This is a genomic window from Paenarthrobacter sp. 10L420 (assembly GCF_056395385.1).
Map to the genome: position 1 here is coordinate 162,441 of NZ_JBFTJK010000003.1, position 23,084 is coordinate 185,524.

The 23,084-nt window shown below is 61.8% G+C and carries 22 protein-coding genes; 7 read left to right on the forward strand and 15 right to left on the reverse strand.

Annotated elements, in window-relative coordinates; translation table 11 throughout:
* Positions 1-25: 25 nt before the first annotated feature.
* Genes AC1DD5_RS07545 through AC1DD5_RS07555 form a run of 3 tightly spaced genes read left to right on the forward strand, consistent with a single transcriptional unit; the run spans position 26 to position 1,990 of the window.
* Positions 26-472, forward strand: coding sequence for a YqfO family protein (locus tag AC1DD5_RS07545; protein ID WP_442004928.1), 447 nt, complete (start codon positions 26-28; stop codon positions 470-472).
* Positions 472-1,212, forward strand: a complete 741-nt coding sequence (locus tag AC1DD5_RS07550; RefSeq protein WP_442004929.1) for a cyclase family protein — start codon at positions 472-474, stop codon at positions 1,210-1,212. The genes AC1DD5_RS07545 and AC1DD5_RS07550 overlap by 1 nt, the downstream gene beginning before the upstream one ends.
* 13 nt (positions 1,213-1,225) lie before the next feature.
* Positions 1,226-1,990: an IclR family transcriptional regulator gene (locus AC1DD5_RS07555; protein ID WP_442004930.1), complete on the forward strand. Its 765-nt coding sequence runs from the start codon at positions 1,226-1,228 to the stop codon at positions 1,988-1,990.
* Between the two features lie 11 nt (positions 1,991-2,001).
* Here the strand turns inward: AC1DD5_RS07555 and AC1DD5_RS07560 are convergent, their stop codons facing one another.
* The 7 genes from AC1DD5_RS07560 to AC1DD5_RS07590 form a co-directional block, all read right to left on the reverse strand.
* Positions 2,002-2,787: an IclR family transcriptional regulator gene (locus AC1DD5_RS07560; RefSeq protein WP_477521057.1), complete on the reverse strand. Its 786-nt coding sequence runs from the start codon at positions 2,785-2,787 to the stop codon at positions 2,002-2,004.
* A 147-nt stretch (positions 2,788-2,934) separates the two neighbouring features.
* Positions 2,935-4,389, reverse strand: coding sequence for an amino acid permease (locus AC1DD5_RS07565; RefSeq protein WP_477521058.1), 1,455 nt, complete (start codon positions 4,387-4,389; stop codon positions 2,935-2,937).
* Between the two features lie 164 nt (positions 4,390-4,553).
* The gene (locus AC1DD5_RS07570) at positions 4,554-5,192 is read right to left on the reverse strand and encodes a response regulator (RefSeq protein WP_477521133.1); all 639 of its coding nucleotides are present in this window, start codon (positions 5,190-5,192) and stop codon (positions 4,554-4,556) included.
* 56 nt (positions 5,193-5,248) lie between these two features.
* Complete coding sequence (locus AC1DD5_RS07575) at positions 5,249-6,532, reverse strand: sensor histidine kinase (RefSeq protein ID WP_477521059.1); 1,284 nt, start codon at positions 6,530-6,532, stop codon at positions 5,249-5,251.
* Positions 6,533-6,550: 18 nt separating this feature from the next.
* Complete coding sequence (locus tag AC1DD5_RS07580) at positions 6,551-7,402, reverse strand: ABC transporter permease (protein ID WP_477517535.1); 852 nt, start codon at positions 7,400-7,402, stop codon at positions 6,551-6,553.
* A 2-nt stretch (positions 7,403-7,404) separates the two neighbouring features.
* Positions 7,405-8,349: an ABC transporter ATP-binding protein gene (locus AC1DD5_RS07585; protein WP_477517536.1), complete on the reverse strand. Its 945-nt coding sequence runs from the start codon at positions 8,347-8,349 to the stop codon at positions 7,405-7,407.
* Between the two features lie 146 nt (positions 8,350-8,495).
* Entirely contained in the window at positions 8,496-10,007 is a 1,512-nt protein-coding gene (locus AC1DD5_RS07590) for a phosphatase PAP2 family protein (RefSeq protein WP_477521060.1), read from the reverse strand.
* 96 nt (positions 10,008-10,103) lie between these two features.
* Here AC1DD5_RS07590 and AC1DD5_RS07595 point away from each other — a divergent pair, with 96 nt between their 5' ends.
* Positions 10,104-10,808 carry a phosphatase PAP2 family protein gene (locus tag AC1DD5_RS07595; RefSeq protein WP_477521061.1) on the forward strand — a complete coding sequence of 235 codons (705 nt, stop codon included), beginning with the start codon at positions 10,104-10,106 and terminating at the stop codon, positions 10,806-10,808.
* On the opposite strand, the gene AC1DD5_RS07600 is transcribed toward AC1DD5_RS07595, so the two are convergent.
* From AC1DD5_RS07600 to AC1DD5_RS07630, 7 genes are all read right to left on the reverse strand, one after another.
* Positions 10,753-11,946, reverse strand: a complete 1,194-nt coding sequence (locus AC1DD5_RS07600) for an MFS transporter (protein WP_477521062.1) — start codon at positions 11,944-11,946, stop codon at positions 10,753-10,755. The two genes, AC1DD5_RS07595 and AC1DD5_RS07600, sit on opposite strands and share 56 nt — an antisense overlap.
* A complete protein-coding gene (locus AC1DD5_RS07605) occupies positions 11,943-12,710 on the reverse strand; it encodes a DeoR/GlpR family DNA-binding transcription regulator (protein WP_477521063.1) in 768 nt (255 codons plus the stop codon). The genes AC1DD5_RS07600 and AC1DD5_RS07605 overlap by 4 nt, the downstream gene beginning before the upstream one ends.
* Before the next feature lie 197 nt (positions 12,711-12,907).
* A complete protein-coding gene (locus AC1DD5_RS07610; RefSeq protein ID WP_477521064.1) occupies positions 12,908-14,590 on the reverse strand; it encodes an ABC-F family ATP-binding cassette domain-containing protein in 1,683 nt (560 codons plus the stop codon).
* 67 nt (positions 14,591-14,657) lie between these two features.
* On the reverse strand, positions 14,658-15,920 hold the full coding sequence (locus AC1DD5_RS07615; RefSeq protein ID WP_477521065.1) for an FAD-dependent oxidoreductase: 1,263 nt from the start codon (positions 15,918-15,920) through the stop codon (positions 14,658-14,660).
* A gap of 13 nt (positions 15,921-15,933) precedes the next feature.
* The gene (locus AC1DD5_RS07620; RefSeq protein WP_477521066.1) at positions 15,934-17,910 is read right to left on the reverse strand and encodes a penicillin-binding transpeptidase domain-containing protein; all 1,977 of its coding nucleotides are present in this window, start codon (positions 17,908-17,910) and stop codon (positions 15,934-15,936) included.
* An 89-nt stretch (positions 17,911-17,999) separates the two neighbouring features.
* On the reverse strand, positions 18,000-18,656 hold the full coding sequence (locus tag AC1DD5_RS07625) for a response regulator (protein WP_477521067.1): 657 nt from the start codon (positions 18,654-18,656) through the stop codon (positions 18,000-18,002).
* A complete protein-coding gene (locus tag AC1DD5_RS07630) occupies positions 18,653-19,930 on the reverse strand; it encodes a sensor histidine kinase (RefSeq protein ID WP_477521068.1) in 1,278 nt (425 codons plus the stop codon). Before AC1DD5_RS07630 ends, AC1DD5_RS07625 begins: the two co-directional genes overlap by 4 nt.
* 196 nt (positions 19,931-20,126) lie before the next feature.
* Here AC1DD5_RS07630 and AC1DD5_RS07635 point away from each other — a divergent pair, with 196 nt between their 5' ends.
* Together AC1DD5_RS07635 and AC1DD5_RS07640 are read left to right on the forward strand one after the other, a co-directional pair.
* Positions 20,127-21,206 carry an ABC transporter permease gene (locus AC1DD5_RS07635; protein WP_477521069.1) on the forward strand — a complete coding sequence of 360 codons (1,080 nt, stop codon included), beginning with the start codon at positions 20,127-20,129 and terminating at the stop codon, positions 21,204-21,206.
* A 30-nt stretch (positions 21,207-21,236) separates the two neighbouring features.
* Positions 21,237-21,938, forward strand: a complete 702-nt coding sequence (locus AC1DD5_RS07640) for an ABC transporter ATP-binding protein (RefSeq protein ID WP_477521070.1) — start codon at positions 21,237-21,239, stop codon at positions 21,936-21,938.
* A gap of 37 nt (positions 21,939-21,975) precedes the next feature.
* On the opposite strand, the gene AC1DD5_RS07645 is transcribed toward AC1DD5_RS07640, so the two are convergent.
* Positions 21,976-22,386 (reverse strand): winged helix-turn-helix transcriptional regulator, encoded by a 411-nt coding sequence (locus AC1DD5_RS07645; protein ID WP_477521071.1) that lies wholly within the window; start codon positions 22,384-22,386, stop codon positions 21,976-21,978.
* 83 nt (positions 22,387-22,469) lie between these two features.
* Here AC1DD5_RS07645 and AC1DD5_RS07650 point away from each other — a divergent pair, with 83 nt between their 5' ends.
* On the forward strand, positions 22,470-23,075 hold the full coding sequence (locus AC1DD5_RS07650; RefSeq protein ID WP_442018994.1) for an NAD(P)-dependent oxidoreductase: 606 nt from the start codon (positions 22,470-22,472) through the stop codon (positions 23,073-23,075).
* Positions 23,076-23,084 lie beyond the last annotated feature (9 nt).

Sequence of the window (23,084 nt, forward strand, 5' to 3'; positions counted from 1 at the left end):
GCACATCCACGGAAGGCATTGCCCCATGAACATTGAACTTAAAGCCGTGCGAAAGCTCCGCATCCACTGGCCCATCCCGCTGGACACGATGACCCAACTGGCCAGTGGCGATCTGGGGGCCCTAGAGTCTGACCCAGGCATCGCCTCGCTGCTGCAAGCGCTCACTGCAACGCCGGAGCTGGGTGGCTTCGGTAATTACCACCACGTCTTCGAGTCCTCGGCAGGGTTCGAGGGCTTTACCGTCGCGGAAGGTGCCAATCCCACGTTGGGAAGCGTGGGGCAGAGGACCATCTCGCCGACATTCGTGTTCACCACATACTTCGATGACTCGCTCTCTGACCAGGCCGTTCATGAGCTCGTCCAGCGGATCGTGGACATCCACCCGTGGGAAGTTCCCGTCATCGAAGTCTCCGGGCCACTGAGTGTCTCCAGCAGCGTCCATGCTCCCGCCATTGAAAGCAGGGTAGCCTGATGAATTCCCAGTTATGGCAGCAGCTCGCGCCCCTGCTCGAAGGCAGGACGTACACCGATCTGACGCACGCGTTCCATCCGGGTCAGCCCCATTTTGCTGCCTTTCCGGATGAGTCCCGCGAAGCCCTCTTTGACATGGAAAAGGGGGACGGCTTTACCGCCCACCGGTACTCGATAGTTGGCCAGTGGGGCACCCACGTGGATCCGCCGTCGCACTTTGTCCGGGGCGGCCGAACGCTTGACGAGATACCCGTGGAACAAATGCTGTTGCCGTTGGTCGTCCTGGATATCAGTGACCGTGTCCACAACGATGAAGATGCCACTCCAACACTCGCCGACGTTCAGGGCTGGGAGGCGAGGAACGGGCACATTTTGCCAGGTTCGTTTGTGGCGCTCCGCACTGGTTGGAGCCGGCGATGGCCCGATGCCCAGGCCATGGCGAACAAGGACCAAGCCGGTATCAGCCACACTCCAGGCTGGTCACGCGAGGTTCTGGAATACCTGTTCGAGAACCGTGCCGTGGCTGCGGTCGGCCACGAACAAACGGACACTGATCCCGGCGTCGCCACTTCCCAACAGGACTTCAGCCTGGAAACTTACGTCCTGGCCCGCGATAAGTGGCAGATTGAACTCCTTGCCACTCTGGACAACGTGCCCGAGGCAGGCGCCGTCCTGGTTGCTACCTGGGCCAAACCCCTGGAAGGCAGTGGCTTTCCGGCCAGGGTTTTCGCCATCCACTAGCTAGAATCAATCCATGTCAAAGACCTCAAGCATGGGCCGGGGCATGATGGCCATCCTTGCGGTCGGTGCCCGTCACGCGCAAGGAAACGACGGCGGTACGGTCGCCGACGTCGCGGCCGACCTGGATAAGGACCGCAGCCAAGTATCGCGGAGTCTCAAGGGTGCCTTGCAGGAGGGTTTCCTGGCCCGCAGGGATCAGAGGAAATACAGCTTGGGCTGGACTATCCTGACGGACGCCCAACTGGTCGCTGAACAACGGCTGAAGACGGACGGGCTAACTGCGCTTGAGGGTCTCGCTTCTGAAACCAACGAGGCATGCTTTCTTGGCGTCCTCAGCGGCAACAGCACGGTCACCATCGGTGAACAAGTGCCTGCCAGCGCCAACCTCGTGGGATCGTGGCTTGGACGTCCCTATCCTGCATATTGCAGTGACGCGGGCCAAGCACTTCTGTGGGACGCCCCGGACGATGAAGTTCGCAAGATCTTCGAGTCTGTTGAGTTCGTGAAGCATGGACCCAATACGCCTTCCTCCGTGGAGGACTTCCTGGCGCGGCTCAATGATGCTCGCGAACGCGGTTACTCGATCGTGGACGAAGAAGCTGAGCCCGGACTCTACTCACTGGCTGCGCCTATACGCGACTTCAAAGGGGAGGTTGCTGCGGCCCTGCAGATAGTTGGCCCGAAGTCCCGCATTGAACCTCACCGCGAAACGTACGCCGTCGCGCTCCACTCCTGGCAGGGATGGCTGGAGTCCATGGTGGGTGGACGGCCTCAATAGCCGCCCTGACCTCAGTTCCCCGTTGCGGAACCGGGAGTCCCGGATGCGGAACCGAGCCGGTGGGCTGCCGAATGCAGCAGCGGGGCCAGTTCCGGCGCGGCCCTCTCAAGATCGGAAAGCGTACCCAGGACACTGAGCGCAGCAATGATGGCGCCTGAAGAATCCCGAACAGGTACGCCCAGTTCCCACACACCGTGTTCGAACTCCTCGGCCGCCAAAACAAATCCCCGGGGCCTGTCGCGCTCCATGAGGGCGTCGACTTCCGCCTCGGAATGCGCTGCAGCAGGCCCCCCAACTCCAATGAAGTTGACATCCTTGAGCAGGGCTTCAAGCTCGTTACGGGAGTGGTCCCATAGCAATGCCCGCCCGGAACCCGTACACCACACAGGCGTGACCATTCCCGGCTTCGCGAATCCGCCCAGGACCGAGTTGTTGGTGGAGGAACGCAGCAGCAGAACCTTGACACCATCGCGCACTGACAGCCGGGACCTAAGCCCCAGGGCCGAGACCAACTCTTCCAGTTCTGCCCGGGAATCACGCACCCAGCCAACATTAAGGGAGGCGGCCAGGCTGAAGAACCGGGGTCCCGCACGGAAAGGTCCGCGCTCCAGCCGCTCCAGCAGCCCCAAGTCGCACAGTTCCTGGGCCAGTCGCGAGACCCGGCTCTGCTCCATGTCCAGCTCAGCCGCGAGCTGGGATACGCCAAGGAGCTGACGGCCCTGCTTTTCGCGGTCAATAACCAACCGAACGAGACGAAGCCCCTGCGCCAACGACGACGCCTCCGGTGACACCTCCAAGAAATCCCGCTCCTTCCGCCAAGCGCTCACGCCATTCTCACACGCCCGTGTCAGGGGCAAGAATCAGGGGCCCTTGGTCAGGACGACAAACGGCTTCACGGCCGGACTCTCTCTGAAGTCCGGCCGTGAAGCCCCGTGCTGGATTGATCAGGCGATCTGCTTAACCGCCGCGCGTCCATGCCTGAAGTGGAAGTAGATGTAGCAGGCGGCCACGAACGGAATACCGAAGTAAAGGGCAGCAACCTGGTTTGGATCGAAGGCAATGCCTATCAGTGAGACCAGGCAAAGCGTGAATGCCAGGATGGGAACCAACGGGAAGAACGGGGCCTTGTAGGCAAGATCGGCCACCTGCCCGCCGTTTCGGATAAATGCCCGGCGATGAAAGAAGTGGGATGCCGTGATTGACATCCATACCCCTACCACCGCGAATCCCGCCACGGAAACAAGGGCAAGGTACACCGTTTCGGGGGCAACCACGCTGCTGATCAGCGATGCCAGCCCACCAAGCATGCTGACAGAAAGGGCAACAAGGGGAATCCCGCGCTTCGTCAGTCGCTTCAGTGCCTTTGGCGCGTGCCCCTCATCGGATAGCGAGTACAGCATGCGGGCACAGGAGAACAGTCCGCTGTTTCCGGCAGACAACAGTGCCGTGATGATGACGAAGTTCATGATGTCCGCCGCGTAGGGGATGCCAACGGAGGAGAACACGGTAACGAACGGGCTCTCATCCAAGCCCACCTGATCGAAAGGAACGGTGGCGGCGATGACGGCAATGGCACCGACGAAGAAGATCAGGAGACGAATTACAGTGCTGCGCATGGCTTTGGGAATGTTCCGCGCGGGATCGGTAGTTTCTCCAGCAGCGACGCCGATGAGTTCAGAGCCGGAGAAGGCATAGAAGACTGCCAGGGCCGTAACAAGGACCCCGGAGAAGCCATTGGGAAAGAGTCCGCCTGAGGTGTTGAAGTTCTCAAAAAGGAAGGGGTGGTTGCCGGATCCCGAGAGCGGTTGGAATCCAAAGAGCGCGGCTCCACCAAACACGATCAGCGCGATGATCGCACCCACCTTGACGATGGAGAACCAGAACTCGGATTCTCCGAAGAACCTGGAGGAAATGGCATTGAGTCCGAAGAGGATTGCTGCGAACACCACGCACCAGACCCACACGTCCACGCCGGGGAACCACCGCTGCATGAGCAGGCCCGACGCCGTGAATTCGGACCCGATGGCAACTGCCCAGCAAAGCCAATAGAGCCAGGCTGTGGCGAAGCCCGTGGCGGGACCAATGGATCGTGCAGCATAAATGTGGAAGGCGCCTGAAACCGGGTAGGCAATGGCCAGTTCACCGAGGCAAGCCATCACAAGGTAGACCACGAAGGCCCCCATCAGATATGCAAGGACGGCGCCCAGGGGACCTGCTTGCGAAATCGTGTATCCGGAACTGAGGAACAGGCCCGATCCGATAACACCTCCCATCGCGATCATGATGAGGTGGCGCGGACCCATCGTTCGGCGCAGGCCGGTTTCGGCGGCGGTGGACGAGCCGGGAGAAGCGGGAGCATCAGGTAGATGGTCCAATTGCAGGGGTGCTGAAGGTTCCATGTGGTGTCTCCGGTTAATGACAGATGCGAACGGTACGCCTGAGGACATCCGGACTGAGGGTGCCAAGAAGGGCGTCTGTAGTGACGAAGGTAACACAATTTCGACGCATATGGTCATTAAAAACATTTGTTAATGCATATGTTGCACGCTACATGCGCCGGGGGTTAGTAGTCCGGGTTGCTCGGTACAACAAGTCCGGTCTCGTACGCGTACACCACCACTTGCACACGATCCCTCAATTGCAGCTTGCTGAGGATGCGGCGTACATGGGTCTTAACAGTGGCCTCGGACAGGAAGAACTTGTGGGCGATCTCCGCGTTGGACAGCCCCTCGGCGATGGTCGTGAGGATCTCGGTTTCGCGCGGCGTGAGATCGTCCAACAACGGATCGCGATGTGGGCTGGGCGATTGGCCGGGTACGCTGCCGCCGCGTACGTACGTCTCCAACAGCCTCTGCGTTACGCGGGGCGCCACGACGGCGTCGCCACTGGCCACAAGTCGCACAGCGTGAACGAGTTCAAGCGGGGCCACATCCTTGAGCAGAAATGCTGAAGCGCCCGCTTGCAGTCCCGAGAAGGCGTATTCGTCAAGGTCAAACGTGGTGAGGATGATGACCCGGGCTTCGGAACCGGAGTCCGAAATGCGGCGCGTGGCTTCTATGCCATCCATGGTGGGCATTCGGACGTCCATAAGCACCACGTCCGGCTGCAGCTCCTGCACCTGCCGGACAGCCTCGTTTCCGTCCGATGCCTCGCCCACTACATGGAAGTTCTCTTCACCTTCAAGGATGAGTCGAAAGCCCATCCGCAGCAGTGGCTGGTCATCCACCAGCAGGATCTTGATGACGCCGTTCTCTACCACTATTCCCCCTTTTCGCCGTTCCAGTGCAGCTCGGCGTGGACCGCCCAGCCTCCCCTTTTGCTCGGACCGGCACTAACGATTCCAGCATAGATTCCCGCCCGTTCACGCATTCCGGCAATGCCCTGCCGTGTTCCCAGGCTGTCCATTGACTCGCCACCCTCCCGGGTTCCGCGGCCGTCGTCGAGCACGTCAATGGTCACCAGATCGCCGTCGCGGGCTACCTGCACGTCCACGCGGCTAAGAGACCGGCCATAACGGAGGACATTGGTCAACGATTCCTGCACAATCCGGTAAACGGTGAGCTCGAAAGCAGGATCGCCGGGAAGCGCAGGCCCGGTGTGCGCGTAGTGCAACGGCAGGCCGGCCGTACGGAATCCATCCAGCAGCTTGGCCAGGTTCAGCCCCGACTCGAGCGGCGTCAGTGGCGCCGGGCGGCCGGAATCGTCGCGCAGGACGCCAAGCACCCGACGCATATCCGCAAGTGCCGCCCTACCCGTTCGGGACAGTTCACCCAGGACGTCGCCGGCGCGATCGGGGTCCTTCTTGACCACGACTGCCGCACCGTCCGACAAACTGATCATTACCGTCAGGGAGTGAGCCACGACGTCGTGCATTTCCCGCGCGATCCTGTTACGCTCCGTGATCTTGCCCAACTGGGTTGTCCGCGCCGCCCATGCGGCGATCTCGGCCTCATGCTCACGCCGCTGGCGGACCGAGATACCAATGCCCGTGGCCAGCAGGTTGGACAACATGATGGTTACAGCAGTGGCGATGTTGTTGATGAGGTGGAAGTTCTCCGGGACTTCCTGCAGATTGTTCATCGTGCTGGGACTTGTCCACATGAAAAGGTACAGCAGACTCAGTGGCAGACTCGCTGCGCCAAACACCACCAGCGAAATTGGCCGCTTCCGGGTTGTCGCCACCGCGTAGAGGGCGAACCACAGGCCCGCAGACACGTTTGAGCCCCACGGATTCAGCACGGTTGCCAGGACTTCAAGAACCGCGACGGCGGCAACCACCTGAAGCGGGTAGCGCCGCCGGAATATCAGCACAGTGGCGATCAGCAGCAAGAGCCCGACGACGAGCCACTTGCCCGCGATGATCGAGGCGATGATCGTGGGCAAGGCCAAAAGCACGTAGCAAAGGACAACTACGGCATCCATCGCACGGGGACGCTCGAAAAAGTACCGACGGATACGGCCCCGGCGGCGCTGGGCAATTTCAGCGAAGGACGCGTCGGCTGTAGCAGCCGGCGCGTCCTTCACCTGTGGAGCTTCACTCATGGATTGAGCCTAGACGTCCTAGACATCCCGCTTCTTCAACAGGACCATTGCCAGGGCAACGGGCACTACAACCCACGCGCCGAGAACCAGGGCGGCCTGCCAGACTTCCAGCGTGTCCGGAACATGCTCGACGGCGGTCATCGCATTGATGGTGTTGCCCGGAAGGTACTTGCGGGCCTCCACGAAGAAGTCGCCGGGAATGAGCTGGAAAGCAATCGGGGCCACAAAGAACAGACCCACCAGGCTCATGATGCCTCCGGCCGAGTTGCGGACGATGGTTCCAAGGGACATACCAATCGCTGCTACGGCTGCCACGTAAATGCTGTTGACCAGCAAAAGCTTGACCGACTGCGAGCTACTGAGATCCAGCTTGAGATCGTAGTTGTTCACGATCGGGAGCGCCACGAGACCCGCAATGAAGATGGATACCGCAGTCAAGAGGAAGGCACTGACCATCACAACGATCAGCTTGGCCAGGAACGGCGAGAGCCGCTTCGGGACTGCAGCAAAGGTGGAGCGCGCCATCCCCGTGGTGAACTCGGAGCTCATCAGCAGAACGCCCAAGGAACCGAGGATGAGCTGCGCGAAGGCGATGCCCGACGTCGGGATAGTAACTGCGATGTCTCCACCCTGGGCGGCAAGGGCTGCGGCCGCTTGGGGATCCCTCCCGGCCCGCTCGGCGAACTGTCCCGTTCCCCAGGCCGAAAGTGCTGCGAAGCCAACCATGACCAAGGCTGTGGAAGCCAGGAGAATCAGCGTGGATAACAAAGTGCGGAACTTGATGAACTCGGAGTTCAGTACGCGATGGAACGCCGGTCCGGGACCGACGGAATTACGCATGGACTTGCGGTCCAAAGTGGTGGTGCTCATGTCTACTTCCCTCCGGCCCGAACGGGAACAGAGGCCCCGGCGGTGATGTGCGAGTGGTATTCCACCTCGTCTTTGGTCAACTCCATGTACGCCTCCTCGAGACTTGCCTGGAGCGGGGTCAGCTCGTAGACCATGACCTGGTTGTCCAGGGCAGTCCGGGCGATCCCGCGAGGATCCAGGCCCGAAACTTCCAGCAGCTCACGTTCGTGGACCTCAACGGAAACGCCCGTGCCGGCGAGCAGTTGCATGAGCCGCTCCGGCTGGTCCGTGCGGACGCGGGTGCGGGCCTGGCCCTTGCCGGTGATGATCTCTGCGATGGGTGCGTCCGCAATGATCTTGCCGCGGCCAATCACGATCAGATGGTCTGCCGTCAACGCCATCTCACTCATGAGGTGGCTGGACAGGAATACGGTGCGGCCCTCGGAAGCGAGGTACTTCACCAGGTTCCGAACCCAGACCACGCCTTCCGGATCCAGGCCGTTGACGGGTTCGTCCAGGATGATGGTCTGTGGATCGCCCAGGAGCGCTGCCGCAATGCCGAGGCGCTGGCCCATTCCGAGCGAGAAACCCTTCACCTTCTTCTTGGCGACTTCTCCCAGCCCGGTCATCTCGATGACCTCCCGCACCCGGCTCTTGGGGATGCTGTGGGTCGCGGCCATGGCGAGCAGGTGGTTGTACGCCGTGCGGCTCGTGTGGACTGCCTTGGCATCCAGGAGCGCACCGATTTCACGCAGCGGCGCAAGATGCTTGGCGAACGGCTCACCGTTCACGGTCACCGAACCCGCAGTGGGAGTATCCAGCCCCATGATCATGCGCATAGTGGTGGACTTGCCGGCACCGTTCGGGCCCAGGAAGCCCGTCACCCGGCCGGCTTGGACAGTGAAACTGACACCGCCGACGGCGGTTTTCTCGCCGTAGACCTTCGTCAGGCCTTTTGCTTCGATCATGGAAGCGTTCCCTCCTCGGAGCACGTGTGCGTGCAGATGAGTTGTTGACTGTACTAACCACGCTAGTCACAGAGGGTGCGGAAATCGCCTGTCTCAGGGATGATTCAGGGTCCAGTCAGGGTAGTCCTCCCGGATGACCCTAGGATCTAGGATCCTGGGTCCACCGGCAGTGGGCAGTACACACGGAGCTCGCGCCTCTTGACAGTGAAGACGGCACTGCGCACCCCTGGCTTAGGCTCACCGTCCACGGCAAGGACCAACGGTTCTCCGATCGCCTCAATGGTCACGGTGGTTGCCTCGGTCAGATGCGTGACTTTGGAAGCGGCAACGGTACCCGTGACCACGGCCCACAGCAGTCGGGCACGGGCAAATGGTTCATCCGCCGTGATCATGCGGACGTCGAAGACGCCGTCGTCCAGCACGGGGCGTCGAAGTGGGGCATGGTCGCTGGGGTAGTACCGTCCTCGGCCCAGGTACAGGATCCATAGCTTGTGCCTCACGCCGTTAACGGTGAGCGTCGTGGGCGAGTTCACGCCGAACGTTCGCAGCGATGCCACCAGACTGGCCAGGGGCTTGCCCATGGCAGGCTGCAGTCTCTCCCTACGGCGTACGAGGTTCGGATAAACACCCACACTGGCCGTATTCAGCATGGCGATCTCACTGGCCTCAGGGTTGTCAGGCAAACCGCGATGTACGGCAACATGCCCGAAATCCACCAACGCGGCCTGACCTTGCGTGACAGCCTCGATTGCGTCGTCAATCGAACTGGTCCCAAGATCACGCGCAAAGTGGTTAAGGGTGCCCCCGGGCAATACCAGCAGAGGCAGGGAATGCTCGACGGCGGCAGCCGCCGCAGTGCCTACCGTCCCGTCACCACCCCACACGCCAAGCGCTATGGTGCCCGGCCGGCTAGCTGCTGCTTCAACTTCCGCGGCTACATCCTCGCCCTCAGCGATTTCATGAATATGCGCCTTAGGGAATACATCCTTCAAGAGTTCGCCGGTTTCCTGAGAGTACGAACCGCCGAGGACGTTGACGGCGATGCTCAGCCCCTCGCCGTCGACAATCGCTGGAGCATCTGCCGGCGTTCGGCGGGGTTTGGGCTCGGCGGGCTTGGCCGGCCACCATTTACGCGTCAGCAGTGCAGCACCCGCTCCAAGAGCAGAACCAAACACCACGTCTGATGGCCAGTGGGCGCCTGTGTGCACACGGGAGTAGGCCACGCCTGCCGCGAGGGGCGCGAGTACGGCACCCAGGACGGGAGAGACCATCCCCGCTCCCACGGTAAAAGCCACGGCAGAAGCCGAGTGGCCAGACGGCATTGACGAACTAACGGGCTGTGGATGCACGAATCTGAAGACCGGCAAATGCTCGGGCAGGGGTCGCGTCCTGGGGAGTGCCGTCTTGAAGATGACGTTGGTGACGCCGGAGGCAACGCCCAAGGCAAGGAGTCCGTGCAGGGCTGCCCTGCGCGGCTTTCCTGGAACACTCGCCATGATTCCCGCGATACCGAACCAGAGCTTCCCCTTGGTGGCCGCTGCGGAGAGCCGCCGGAAGAGATCATCATGTTCACCGTGAGGCTGGCGCGAAACCGCCCTGACAAGGAAATGATCGAACCTTGCCACGTGCTTGGGCCCTTTGCCCAGGAAACCTCGCATGCCACCACAGTAGCGCGAGCTTGGCCGCACGAGCCTGCGGCATTCCCGTGACGTTCAGATGCTCCATCCAAACTTTCCCTGACTACGATGAGGTGCATGCTCCGAGTCCTGCGTCCGCGTCGAAGGCCCGGCTGGCAGATCGTCGCCCCAGCCTTGTTCTTGCTCTGCGCATTCGCGGTCCCGGGAGCCATGCTTGTGGCCGGTCAGGGAGAACCCGCCCTCAACAGAATCGATACAACATGGCAGGCCTATATCTTCACCCTGCACGCCCCATTCTGGGACGGAGTAAACGTAGTGCTCAACGCGGTTGGCTATGTAGGGATGCTGGTGTTGCACCTTGTTTTGGTGGTCGCACTGCTCATCTGGCGGCATCCCAAGGCTGCTATGTTCACTGCACTGTCAGGACTTTCTGCCCTGGGGCTCACGCAACTGACCAAGGCCGTTGTCGGCCGCGAAAGGCCGCAAGGCGCAACGGTCCTCTCGGATACCGGTTCATACCCTTCGGGGCATGTTTCTGCCACAACCGCGTTTCTCGTCGTGTTGGCGTTGCTGATTGGCCGGCAGTGGGCGAAGGTGGTGGCCGTTCTTGGCATACTCGCGATGATGATCAGCAGAACCTACCTGTCGGCTCACTGGTTAAGTGATGTCTTGGGTGGCGCTTGCCTTGCCGCCGGCGTGGTTCTGCTGTTGTGGTGGCCGTTCTCCAAAATATGCGTCCAGGAGAATGAAACTGCTGGCCGCGGAATTATTTGGCGCGCAGGGGCCTCGCAACGCCAGCAAGAAGCAGGGCAACAAGAATAGGTACCCCGATCGCCAGGAGTGCCATGTGAATTCCAGTTTGGTCGCCAAGGTAACCCAGAAGCGGAGGGCCAGCCAGGAACGCGACATAGCCAATCGTTGAGACCACAGAAACCCGTGCGGCTGCGTGCTTAGGGTCGTCGGCCGCAGCGGACATGCCCATGGGGAAGGCCAAGGCCGCACCAACGCCCCAAAGAGCAGCACCAAGGCCGGCCAGCACCACGTTGCCGGCAAAGACGAACAACGCCAGGCCCAGCGCGGCCGCTGCCATACTGGCCCGCAGGACAGCGACGCGGCCGAACCTGTCGATGACCTTTCCGCCTAGGAAGCGCATCCCTGTCATGGCAGCAACGAAGAGCGCGAAGAGCAGGGCGCCGGTCGCTTCGGAGGTACCGAGTCCATCAACTGCAGCCTTGGCAATCCAGTCATTCCCGGCGCCCTCCGTGAGGGTCGCACCCAAAACCACCACACCGATGAGCAGGGTCCGGCCGTCCCGCCAAGCCGTGGGTCCCTTGGGAGCCGGCGCGCCGTCGTCGAGCGTTTCAGTCACTGCGGCTTCGTGCGGCAGGAAGTAGCGCGGCACGGTCAGCGCGAGGAGGACAGCAAGTCCAGCGATCACGAGCAGATGCTCAGGGAGGCCAACACCAAGTTGGGAGAGCCCCGCCCCGATCAAAGCGCCTACAAAAGCCCCGCCGCTGAACGCTGCGTGAAACTGGGGCATGATGGTCCGCTTGAGCCGGTGTTCGACGTCGGCCCCTTCGATGTTCTGGGCCACGTCCCACAGGCCGATGCCGATGCCAAAGAAGAAGAGGGCGATCGCTGTGGCCGGAACCGATGCAGCCATGAGGGAGAAGGCGATCGCCGCACCTGCCGCCCCCGCCACGATGCCCGCAAGACGAACCGTTCCGGCGGTACCGATTCGGCCAACCACCCAACCTGCGGATGGCAACGCCATCAAGGACCCGACGGCGGTGCAAAGCAGCAGGGTGCCCATTTGACCGGAGGTCAGGCTGAGAGCCTCAGTGACAGCGGGGATGCGTGCCGCCCAGCTGGCAAACACCAAGCCGTTCATGGCGAAGATCAGGAACGTCGCCACCGCCGCGGCGTTGACATTGGTGGTGCTTTTTGTGCTGGTGGTCATGCAATCACAACTTCCACAGAGAGTTTGTCGAGCCAGGCAAGATCTTCGGAGGATGGCTTGAGGTCCGTGACGATGATGTCCACAGTGTCCATCGCAGCAACCAGTGCTACCGCGCTGGCATTCCACTTACTGCCGGAAGAGGCAACGATCACCCGCGACGCCGATTCCAGGCCGGCGCGCTTCACCGCGGCGTCGTCCAGGTCATGGGCCAGCAGTCCATCCTTGAGATTGAGGGCACAGGGCGTCACCACGGCGGTGTCGAACCGCAACGAGCGGATATTCGCTTCGGTCATGGGCCCGCGGAAAGACTGTTCGCCTGGAATGAGGCTTCCTCCCGGGAGTATGAGCTGCGGCCGGCGGCCTTCCTTGGCGTTGGTCAGCGCCTCGACGCCGTGCAATGACATCGGCATCACTGTGAGTTCACGCTGGCCCAGTCGCCGCGCAATCTCCGTGGCGGTGGATCCGCTGTCCAACCACACATGCTCGCGGTCCTTCAACAGTGCGTCAACAGCCGCTGCGATCTTGAGCTTTGCCTCGTGGTCTTCCAGTTCTCGCTGCCCATAGCCGGGGTTGTCACCTCGCGCTACCAGACTGCGGACGCCGCCGTGGATCCGCTTCAGTACTCCATTGGCAGCAAGAATCTCGAGATCACGGCGGACTGTGGCGCCCGAGGCTCCGGTAGCGGCTACCAGCTCGTCCACTGATACTTCTTCGCGTTTGCGCAGCAGCTCGCCAATGAGCCGGTGGCGATCAGCAGTTCCCATGATTCAACGGTATCAGGCTCGCGCTCACTTAATCATCCAGCGTGATCATTTGCTCACGGATGCTCTCTCACATCCGGACACTTAAATGCCGATGCTCTCCCACATCCCACCCCTCAAACCCGGATGTTCTCTCCCTTGCGTCAGGAAAGTGAGAGAGCATCCGGCCAAAAGGGCAACGATGTGAGAGAACGTGGGGACTAGCGGGCGCGCTCCACGCGCTTCTCATCCCAGACGGGTTCCTCGGACTCGTAGACCTTGCCATCTGAGCCGAAAATCAGGAACCGATCAAAGGACTTGGCGAACCAGCGGTCATGGGTGACGGCCAGGACCGTTCCCTCGAAAGCATCGATGGCACGCTCCAGGGCTTCGCCGGAGTGCAGGTCCAGGTTGTCGGTAGGCTCGTCAAGGAGCAAAAGCGTGGCTCCCGACAGCTGCAGCAGGAGGATCTGGAACCGCGCCTGCTGGCCACCGGACAGGGACTCGTACTTTTGCTCCGATTGGCCGGCCAATCCGTAGGAGTCCAGAGCACCTGCCGCAGCTTCGCGGGGCAGGCCGGATCGGTGTTCATCGCCGCGGTGCAGGATCTCCAACAAGGTCCGGCCCAGCAGATCAGGACGGACGTGCGTCTGAGCGAAGAATCCGGGCCGGATTCGGGCGCCCAATTTCACAGTTCCTTCATGCGGCACTTCAGCAATGACAACGTCCGACACCGGCAAGTGCTCCCGCTCGGGGTCGGTGCCACCGGTAGCGAGCAAGCGCAGGAAATGACTCTTTCCGGAACCGTTGGAACCGAGTACGCCCACACGGTCGCCGAACCAGATTTCGGTGGAGAACGGCTTCATGAGCCCGGTCAGTTCAAGCTTCTCGGCCACGACGGCGCGCTTGGCTGTCCGCCCACCTTTGAGGCGCATCTTCACGTTCTGCTCAATGGGCAGGGCTTCGGGTGGTCCAGCTTCCAGGAACTTGGCAAGACGGGTCTGTGCTGCCTGGTACCTGTTTGCCATGTCAGACCGGAACGCGGCCTTGTTCTTGTACATGTTGACGAGTTCCTTGAGCTTCACGTGCTCCTCGTCCCACCGCTTGCGGAGTTCCTCGAATCGGGCGTTCCTATCGGCGCGTGCCTCTACATAGGAGCCGAAACCGCCGCCGTGGATCCAGGCTCCGGCGCCGTTGATGCCGGGTTCCAGCGTCACTATTCGTCCGGCGGCGTTGTTGAGCAGCTCGCGATCGTGGCTGATGAACAGCACGGTCTTCTTGGACTCGTTGAGCTTGGACTCCAGCCAACGCTTACCGGGGACGTCAAGGTAGTTATCCGGCTCGTCCAGGAGCAGGAGTTCATCCGGACCTGCAAAGAGGGCTTCCAAGACGAGTCGCTTCTGCTCGCCACCGGACAGCGTGGAGGCACGTCGGAACTGTGCCTTGTCGAAGGAAATTCCCAAAGCCGCCATGCACACTTCGTCCCAGACCGTCTCGACGTCGTAACCTCCGGCGTCTCCCCAATCCACGATCGCTTGGGCGTACTTCATCTGGGTGGGTTCGTCATCGTGCTCCATCATGGCGAGCTCGGCGTCTTCTACAGCCTTGGCAGCTGCCGCGAGACCGGCTTGGGCCGTCGAAACCAGCAGATCCCGGACCGTTGATTCATCCCGGACTTGCCCCACGAACTGCCGCATGATGCCCATGTTTCCGGATTTGCCCACGACGCCTTCGTCGGGCGTGAGGTCGCCGGAAATGATCTTGAACAGCGTCGTTTTGCCGGTTCCGTTGGGTCCAATCAACGCGGTCTTGGTGCCGTCAGGCACCTTGAAAGTCACGCCGTTGAGCAGCTGGGTGCCGTCGGAGAGTAAGTAGTCGATGCCGGAAACGTCAATATGGGCCACCGCCCAATCTTCCCACGGTCAGGTGTTAAGGCTCGACGGCGGAACTTGGCCGGGGTGCCCAAGCGGGCTAAGCGTCAGGCATTCGCCGGGCAAACTGCGGTGCATGCTCGGGTCGTGGGCCGAAGGCAATCATCCGTGCAGGCAACTTCCGGAAGCTGGGAAAATTACGGAGCACAAAGAGCAACAGCTTGGGCGGCTTTGGCTGCTTGCCCGCCATGACCTGTGCGAAGATCACGCGATGCAGCACCCGCTGAAACGTCTGCACAATCACGGTTGGGGCCCACCGCCGCTTCTGGACGGCGGCGAGGTGATCGTCGTCGAGCGTTTTGCTCAGGAGCGGGGAAGCAATGATCCGGGCCGCTGCGACGGCGTCCTGCACCGCCAGGTTGATCCCCACGCCGCCGGCGGGGGACATCGCGTGCGCAGCATCGCCAACGAGCAAGAGGCCTGGCTTGTGCCACTCGGAGATGCGGTTGAGCTTCACGTCCAACAGGTGGAGATCATCCATGGAGCCAATGTTGTCCACGCGGTCGGCAAGATCTGGCCGCAATCTGGCGATGCGTGCGCGAAACGCCTCTACGCCTTCGGCCCGCAACTGCGGATCCAGTCCTTTCGCCGCAAGGTAGGCGATCTGATAAAAGTCCTTGCGGGTCAAACTCAGCAGCACGTCCGAGGTCCCGAAGCTGGGCGCAATCGACGCCACGGCTTTCCTCTCGTCCGCATTCCTCGGAAGCCGGAACCACCAGGTATCGAACGGCACCGGAAATTCGCGTGGGATCAAACCTGCCCGTGAACGAAGTACGGAACTACGACCGTCACATGCCACCGTCAATGAAGCGTTCACTTCGCCCGTCCTCACGGTTTCGCCCGTCAGGGGATCCCGGGTTCTGTAGGCCACGCCCGTCACGGCGCCGGACCCATCGCGGAGCAGCTCTGTCGCCTCAGTGTTCATCCGAAGTGTGAAGGTGGGTTCCTGCTTGGCTGCCTCCACCAGAAAGTTCAGCAAGTCCCACTGGGGCACCATGGCCACGTAGTTGTACGGCTCCTTGAGGAGCCCGAAATCAGCGAGGATCACTGAATTCCCGGTCCCGGCAGGCAGTTGGAAATTGCCGAGCTTGCTCTGCGGCAGCTGCCGGAAACCTTCGCCCAGCCCCAGCTCATCGAGCAGGCGAATGGTGGAAGCATGCACGGTATCGCCACGGAAGTCCCTCAGGAAGTCGGCGTGCTTCTCCAGCACAGTGACTTCGACTCCGGCCCTGGCAAGCAGCAAGCCCAGCACAATCCCGGCCGGTCCTCCACCAACCACAACGCACTGTGTGCTGCTTTGCATAGCTTCTCCCGATTTAGCCGGCGGCGGTGAGGAACGACTTCAACAACGGCCCGCTGGTGGTCGCACCCAGCCCGCCGTCTTCCACGAATACTGCAACTGCCAGGTCTCCATGGACGGCAACAATCCAGGCATGCGTTTTGGGCGGGTCGTCATTGCCGAACTCGGCAGTTCCCGTTTTTGCCCCGACAGGCGCTCCCGGTACCTGGGCGAGGAATCCTGCGTGCCCGGAGGTCACCACTGCCCGCATCATGTCCGACAGTGCAGCGGCTTCTTCCTTGGTGATCGGCTTGGTTGAGGGCGGTGATGCGGGCGCCGTGCTGGCGGAAGCGGACGACGGCGGCGCGCTGCCGCTTTCCGTGGGCGTGGCTGTGGCGCTGGAGTTCTGGGCCTCAGGGTTCAGCACGAGTTGAGGCGACACCGGAGCGCCGTTGCCAACAGAGGCTGCCATGATCGCCGCAGACAGCGGGGAGAAGAGCACCTTCCCCTGGCCGATCATGGATGCCGCGTGCTCGGTTCCCTCTGCCGCTCCGGGGACGGAACCGAGGAAGGCGTCGGCTCCCAGCTTGGGCGCTTCCACGGCCACGCCCAATGCCATCGCGGCAGACTCGAGCTGGTCCTGGCTGACGGTGTCACGGGCATTGATGAAAGCGGTATTGCAGGAGTGGGCAAAAGCGTCCCGCAGCGTAACAGAGCCCAAGGAGCTTTCCGGGTAGCCCTCGGAGTTCTTGAAGGTCCTGCCGTCAACCGTCAGGGTCGGCGTACATTCCACCTTGGAATCAGGCGTGGCGCCGTCGCGGAAGAGCGCCAGGGAATCGACGATCTTGAACGTGGAGCCCGGCGCATATTGGCCAAGCATCGCCGTGTTGTAGCCGTTGCTGCCCGGACCGGATGCGGCCGCCAGGACAGCTCCAGTAGAAGGCTTCAGCGCCACAATGGCGGACGCAGGCCCTACTCCGGCAAGCGTTTCTTCAGCCAGTTGCTGCAGCTTCAGGTCAAGCGTGGTCTTGAGGGTTGTTCCAGGCACAGGAAGGGACGAGAAGAACACTTTTGTTGCCGGGGTCTCGCCTTCCGACTTCGCTTCCTGCTTGGCGACTACCTCCACGCCGTCCTTTCCGCGGAGCAGAGAATCGTATTTCTGTTGAAGGCCGCCGGTTCCTGTCGCGTCCCCGGCCCTCAGGGCCCCATTGGACTTTTCGATCTGCTCCGCACTGGCCTGGCCGACACTTCCCAGGAGCGCCCGGGCGAAAGTGCGTGTTGGTGCCAACGCCATGGAATCCAGGATGCTCGCGCCACCCGGAATGGCAGTGATCTTTGCTTCGGTAATTTCGGGGGTGTAGGCACGGAGGACGATGCCTTCCACGAAAGCTTGCGGACCCGAGGCTGCCACCTGCTTGGCGTACTCTTCAACATCAAGGCCGAGCAAAGCAGCCATTGCCCGGGCGGACGCATCCGCCTGATCAGCGGCAAGCTTGGTCTTGTCGATACCAACGCGGAAAACAGGGCGGTCTTCCACAATGGGGGCATCCCCTGCGCCGAGGATCTGTCCGCGCTGGGCAGGAACAGTCTTAACGGAGAGGGTCTCGTCATCCGAAAGTTCGGGCGCAAGGAGCTGGGGATTCCATTGAACAGCCCACTTGTCGCCGGACTTTTTCAACGTAGCTTCGGAGCTGTACTCCCATTTGGCCGAGCCGATGTTCCAGCTGTAGTTCAAAGGGAAGGTGGCTGTCTCGCCGTCGAGCTTCACGTCACCTGACTGAACCGATGGCTTGGCGCCGAGTCCCTCAAACACCGCTTTGAGTTGATCGTTGGCCGCGGAGCTGTCCTTGCCCTCCACGGTGAGCGAACCGACGTCGAGCGCGGCAAGCGAGGAGGCCAACTGCTTCGCCGCACCCTCGGCACCCGCGCGGCCGTCATCGCAGGCGGTCAGCGAACCGGCCATCACCAGCGCCACCAAGCCAAGAACAAGATTCCGTGTTTTCATTTTCCCCATTTGCGACATTATGCCCCGTTCCACTGACACTTTCTTGTCGCGCCCACACCCCGGACCCGTCCCACCCCCGGGTCCACCGAAAATGACTTTTAACGCTGGCGAATGATCCTGCGTTGCGCCGCCACGGCAATCGCCGCCGTTCGGTTGTCCACGCCGAGCTTGGAGTAGATGTGCACCAAGTGCGTCTTCACTGTTGCCTCGGAAATGAACAACTGCTTCGCCATGGCGCGGTTGCCCATCCCAGTGGCCAGGAGTTCCAGCAACTGGACTTCCCTGGGGCTCAATGCAGGGGAGGGATTCCGGATCCTGCCCATGAGCCGGGCTGCCACCTCCGGTGCCAGCGCGGTGTGACCAGCGGCAGCGGACACCACAGCTTGCTGGATCTGCTCAGGCGGGGCGTCCTTCAACATATAGCCGCTGGCACCGGCCTCGACAGCGGCGAGGATGTCAGCGTCCGTGTCGTAAGTGGTGAGGATAAGGACAGGCGGCGGGGGAGTCCCGGCCTCGCCGGCTTTGATCCTGCCTGTTGCCGTCACGCCGTCCATACCGTTACCCATTTGCAGGTCCATCAGCACCAGGTCCACGGGCTCACCCAGAGTGTTCAACCTACCCAGTTCTGCCAGCGCCGCATCACCGTCCGCCGCCTCGGCCACAACGCTGATACCAGGAAAATCGGCGAGCATTGCCCGGAGGCCGGCCCGCACAACAGGATGGTCGTCCACCAGGAGGATGCGGATCTCACTCATGCCGCACCATTCCCGGCAGGCAGCGGCACCCGAAGGGCAACCACCGTTCCCTCGCCAGGCGCCGACTCTATATCCAAGCTGCCTTCCAGCGTCGCCAACCGTTCGCGAAGGCCCTGAAGTCCGACGCCGGTGCCGTCCCCGCGGGCATTGCCAGCCGCCTTCGACGGTTCAAAACCCACGCCGTCGTCAAAAATGTCCAGGGTTACTTCCGAGCCGAGGAAGGACAAGGTCACGACGACGGCACTCGCGCGGGCGTGGGCCCACACGTTTGCCAGGGAGGCCTGGGCGGCCCGAAGCAGGGTGGTCTGGTACGTATTGGGCAAGTCCAAGGGGGTGCCCACAAGTTCGAAGCGGCAGCGCAGTGCGGTTCCCCGGGCGGCTGCTTCGGTCTCGGTCTTCTCGCAAAGCCTGCGCAACGTGTCCACCAGATTGGACTCCTCCAAAGCAGGTGGCCGGAGATCACGGACAAAACTCCGGGCCTCGGCAAGGTTGGCCGAAGCGGTGTCCTGAACTATCCTCAATCGTTCGTTCGCGGCCTTCACGTCCCCCTCGTCCAAGGCTTTCCCCGCAGACCTGCCCATCAAGACGATGCTGGAGAACCCCTGCGCCAAAGTGTCATGTATTTCCCGGGCCAGCCGTTCGCGCTCAGCCAGGACCCCGGCGTCGTGCTGGGTTTTGGCCAATTCTGCCCGTGTTCGTCGGAGATCGTCAGCAACAACGCGTTGATTCTCGGCTTCCAGGAACAAGGCACGGTATGCCAGCCCGGTGACCACGGCAAAGCCAGCTCCAAACATGGGTCCCAGGACCATCGCAAGCTCCAGACCGTCGTCGGCCGCGCCCCTGCTGTGGAACCACAGGGCACCAATCAGCAAAGCGGTGCTCACGACGATTGCCGGCAAGGCCAGGCGCCGGGGGAGTACGTGCAATTGGAGGAAGAAGAGTGGGAAGGCAACCCATGCGAAATCACTGCTGACCAGGAGCAGCAACAGCCACAAGACCATCACGGCAGCAAGCCACCAGCCGGAGTAGGGTGTCGGATCGAAGCGGGAGGCATTGCCAGCGTGGCGTTTCTCAAGGATGGTTCCCACGAGATACACCAGGGCCAAGGCGGCTGACAGTCCCAGTCCAGCAATGACCGCCACCGGCGACGGACTGCCCGCAGTGCCTGCCAGGAGCCGCACCACTGCCACCAACAGCAGCGCCGCGAAGCCCACATGGAGACTTATCCGCAGCACACGGAGGATTGTGGCGGTGCCCGTAGGAGTCTCCTGCATGCGTCCCAGCCTATCCCCGGCCTTGCGCCGCTCCCTGAAAAATTCCGCGTCGTGAAGCAGGAATCAACCAATCGGATGATGGCCGGTTCAACCCCTTGATGTGCGCGAATCCATCGGGCTCCCGATGTGCCCGGATCCATTGGCCGGAAGAGTGGATTCAGACGGGACCAAGCCCGCATCCAAGCAAAGGATTCTGATGTTTCTCGCCATACGCGACATCCGCTTCGCCAAGGGCCGCTTCGCACTCATGGGGAGTGTTGTGGCCCTTATTACCCTGCTGCTGGTCATGCTTTCGGGGCTTACTGCCGGACTCGGAAACCAGTCGACGTCGGCCATTGAATCATTGCCCGCACAGCAGATCGTCTTCGGCACACCGGCGGGCGGGGAGCCGAAGGCCTCCTACACCGAGTCTGAGGTTTCCACTGCCCAGCTCGAGGCCTGGCGGGAACAACCCGGCGTGTCATCGGCACAGGCGGTGGGCATTAGCCAAACCCGCTTCCAATCCTTGGCCGGGGATGGCGCTCCTAAAGGCACGGCAAATGTGGCAGTTTTTGGCGGTTCGACGGCTCCTGCCCCTGTTCAGGACGGGACGGTCGTCGTCGGCGAAACCCTTGCGAAGGAACTGACGCTTGAGGCTGGCAGCCGCGTCCGGGTCGGTGGTACGGAGCTGACTGTTTCAGAAGTTGTGCAGGACCAGTGGTACTCGCACACCGGCGTCGTGTGGACCACGCTGGACACCTGGCGAAACATCGCCCACGCTCCCCAGGGCACCGCCACGGTCCTGGCCATAAATTACGACGCCGGTGCCTCCGTCAGCGTTGATGCCGCCAACGCTGCGGCTGGAACGGTAAGCATGGATCCAGTCGGCTCTTTCCAGGCTCTCGCCTCCTACAAGAGTGAGAACGGCTCGCTCATGCTGATGCAGGCATTTCTTTACGGAACCTCTGCCTTGGTGATCGTGGCCTTCCTTACGGTGTGGACAGTGCAGCGGACGCGTGACATTGCGGTCCTGAAAGCCCTCGGCGGCTCTTCCGGGTATGTCCTGCGTGACGCCTTGGCTCAGGCGGCGATCGTACTGCTGGCGGGCGCCGCATGTGGCGGTTTGTTAGGTCTGGCGGGCGGACTTCTCGCGGCCACCGCGGCGCCCTTCCTCGTCACGCCTTTGACCACCTTGGTGCCAGTTGTCGGCGTCATCGTCCTGGGCCTCGGCGGTGCTGTCCTCGCGGTCCGCAATGTCACCAAAGTAGATCCACTATTTGCCCTCGGCGGCAACTAGATCTTGAGCATTCCTAGGAAGGCATAAATCATGACGCATGCATTGAATCTCATCAACATCACTCTGGACTACCCCGACGGCGACTCCACTCTCAGAGCCTTGGATGCCGTAGGCCTTGCAGTTGGACGCGGGGAGTTCCTCTCTTTGGTGGGTCCGTCCGGTTCCGGCAAGTCCTCACTCCTGGCTGTTGCGGCCACGCTCGTGAAGCCCACCTCCGGACTCGTCCTCATCAACGGGCAGGACGTTTCCGCGCTAAAGGAGGCCGAACGCACGGCCCTGCGGCGCGACAAAGTCGGCATCATCTTCCAGCAGCCAAATCTTCTTCCGTCGCTGACCGCCGTCGAGCAGTTGCTGATCCGGGACCATCTTCGTGGCAAAGCTGTCCGCGAGGCCCTTGGCAAAGCACATGAACTATTGGAGATTGTGGGTTTGGGCGCATCGGCAAACAAGAGGCCACACCAGCTATCCGGGGGGCAGCGTCAGAGGGTGAACATCGCGAGGGCCCTCATGGGCAGCCCCACCGTATTGCTGGTGGACGAACCTACCGCAGCACTGGACCACGAACGCAGCGAATCGATCGTCAGGTTATTGCGCCGGATAACGGACGAATTCTCCACGGCTACTGTGATGGTTACGCACGACACCGAGTTTCTCCCTCTGACTGACTCCGTCGCAACCATGCGGGATGGACGAATCAGCCGCGCCGTACTCCCGTCCGCCCTGCCCAATTAGGTCGCAGTTGAGCGCGTTTTGCGTGCTCAGAACGCGCTCAGCTGCGACTTACTTGGGGGGAGCCGAGGAGAGCTTCATCCTGCGCGTCATCGTAGGCGTCGCGGGCTTCGAGAATCGTAGGCACGTGGCTCTCGGCCCACTGACGCAAAAGTGTGAGGGGTTGCAGGAGGGATTCGCCCATTGGAGTAAGTTCGTAATCCACTCGCGGCGGCACCTGAGCGTGGACGGTCCGCGTAATGAGCCCATCGCGTTCCAGGGCACGCAGGGTCTGCGTCAGGACCTTCGGCGTGACAACGTTGACCATCTTGCGCAGCTCCGAGAACCGCACGGGCCCATCACCGAGGACTTGGATTACCAAAGACGCCCACTTGTCGCCGATTCTTTGGAAGATCACGCGGGAGGGGCAATTTGGATCCAGGACGTTTCCTGGCAGGGCATTAGTATCCATGAGGTAACTCAGTTCCTTTGAAGCTATCAGTATCCAATAGATACCTTCGTGTTATCGCAAGGATAGCAACCCAAAGGAGAGTCATGAAAATCGCAGTCTACGGCGCCACGGGTATGGTCGGCACTGAAATCGTCAATGAATCCATCAACCGCGGCCATGAAGTGACGGCTATCTCCCGCAAGGGCGCCGAGATCGCCGGCGCAACTGCCCAGGTTGCCGATTTGGGCGACGCTGAGGTCTTTGCCTCCATTGCAAAGGACCACGACGTCGTTGTGCTGGCTACGGGTCCCAGCCGCACCGGCGGGGATCACGGAGAGTGGCTCGATGCCATGGCCACTGCTTACAGCAACGCCGAAGGAACCCGCCTCATGATCGTTGGCGGTGCAGGCACCCTCGAGGTAGACGGCGTCCGGCTCCTCGACTCCCCGGACTTCCCCGAGGCATACAAAGCGGAAGCCACCACCGCCGCGAAGGCACTGGAGGCCGTCAAGCAGACTCCCGAGGACGTCGACTGGACGGTCCTTGCCCCCGCTCCGGTTATCCAGCCCGGCGAGCGTACCGGCGAATACAACGTGGCTAAGGATTCCCCCGCCGGAACCAGCATCTCCTCGCAGGACTACGCCGTTGCAATGCTGGATGAAATCGAAAGCCCGGCTCACCGCCGCGCACGCTTCACGGCCGCGAACTAAACAGCAGCC

What these genes read in the sequence shown, in the direction of transcription:
- AC1DD5_RS07615 (WP_477521065.1), bottom strand. Translation starts at nt 15,920, where the DNA reads ATGCAAAGCAGCACACAGTGCGTTGTGGTTGGTGGAGGACCGGCCGGG.
- AC1DD5_RS07640 (WP_477521070.1), top strand. Translation starts at nt 21,237, where the DNA reads ATGACGCATGCATTGAATCTCATCAACATCACTCTGGACTACCCCGAC.
- AC1DD5_RS07595 (WP_477521061.1), top strand. Translation starts at nt 10,104, where the DNA reads ATGCTCCGAGTCCTGCGTCCGCGTCGAAGGCCCGGCTGGCAGATCGTC.
- AC1DD5_RS07650 (WP_442018994.1), top strand. Translation starts at nt 22,470, where the DNA reads ATGAAAATCGCAGTCTACGGCGCCACGGGTATGGTCGGCACTGAAATC.
- AC1DD5_RS07620 (WP_477521066.1), bottom strand. Translation starts at nt 17,910, where the DNA reads ATGGGGAAAATGAAAACACGGAATCTTGTTCTTGGCTTGGTGGCGCTG.
- AC1DD5_RS07600 (WP_477521062.1), bottom strand. Translation starts at nt 11,946, where the DNA reads ATGACCACCAGCACAAAAAGCACCACCAATGTCAACGCCGCGGCGGTG.
- AC1DD5_RS07555 (WP_442004930.1), top strand. Translation starts at nt 1,226, where the DNA reads ATGTCAAAGACCTCAAGCATGGGCCGGGGCATGATGGCCATCCTTGCG.
- AC1DD5_RS07575 (WP_477521059.1), bottom strand. Translation starts at nt 6,532, where the DNA reads ATGAGTGAAGCTCCACAGGTGAAGGACGCGCCGGCTGCTACAGCCGAC.
- AC1DD5_RS07570 (WP_477521133.1), bottom strand. Translation starts at nt 5,192, where the DNA reads ATGGGCTTTCGACTCATCCTTGAAGGTGAAGAGAACTTCCATGTAGTG.
- AC1DD5_RS07635 (WP_477521069.1), top strand. Translation starts at nt 20,127, where the DNA reads ATGTTTCTCGCCATACGCGACATCCGCTTCGCCAAGGGCCGCTTCGCA.
- AC1DD5_RS07585 (WP_477517536.1), bottom strand. Translation starts at nt 8,349, where the DNA reads ATGATCGAAGCAAAAGGCCTGACGAAGGTCTACGGCGAGAAAACCGCC.
- AC1DD5_RS07580 (WP_477517535.1), bottom strand. Translation starts at nt 7,402, where the DNA reads ATGAGCACCACCACTTTGGACCGCAAGTCCATGCGTAATTCCGTCGGT.
- AC1DD5_RS07645 (WP_477521071.1), bottom strand. Translation starts at nt 22,386, where the DNA reads ATGGATACTAATGCCCTGCCAGGAAACGTCCTGGATCCAAATTGCCCC.
- AC1DD5_RS07550 (WP_442004929.1), top strand. Translation starts at nt 472, where the DNA reads ATGAATTCCCAGTTATGGCAGCAGCTCGCGCCCCTGCTCGAAGGCAGG.
- AC1DD5_RS07605 (WP_477521063.1), bottom strand. Translation starts at nt 12,710, where the DNA reads ATGGGAACTGCTGATCGCCACCGGCTCATTGGCGAGCTGCTGCGCAAA.
- AC1DD5_RS07545 (WP_442004928.1), top strand. Translation starts at nt 26, where the DNA reads ATGAACATTGAACTTAAAGCCGTGCGAAAGCTCCGCATCCACTGGCCC.
- AC1DD5_RS07590 (WP_477521060.1), bottom strand. Translation starts at nt 10,007, where the DNA reads ATGCGAGGTTTCCTGGGCAAAGGGCCCAAGCACGTGGCAAGGTTCGAT.
- AC1DD5_RS07565 (WP_477521058.1), bottom strand. Translation starts at nt 4,389, where the DNA reads ATGGAACCTTCAGCACCCCTGCAATTGGACCATCTACCTGATGCTCCC.
- AC1DD5_RS07630 (WP_477521068.1), bottom strand. Translation starts at nt 19,930, where the DNA reads ATGCAGGAGACTCCTACGGGCACCGCCACAATCCTCCGTGTGCTGCGG.
- AC1DD5_RS07625 (WP_477521067.1), bottom strand. Translation starts at nt 18,656, where the DNA reads ATGAGTGAGATCCGCATCCTCCTGGTGGACGACCATCCTGTTGTGCGG.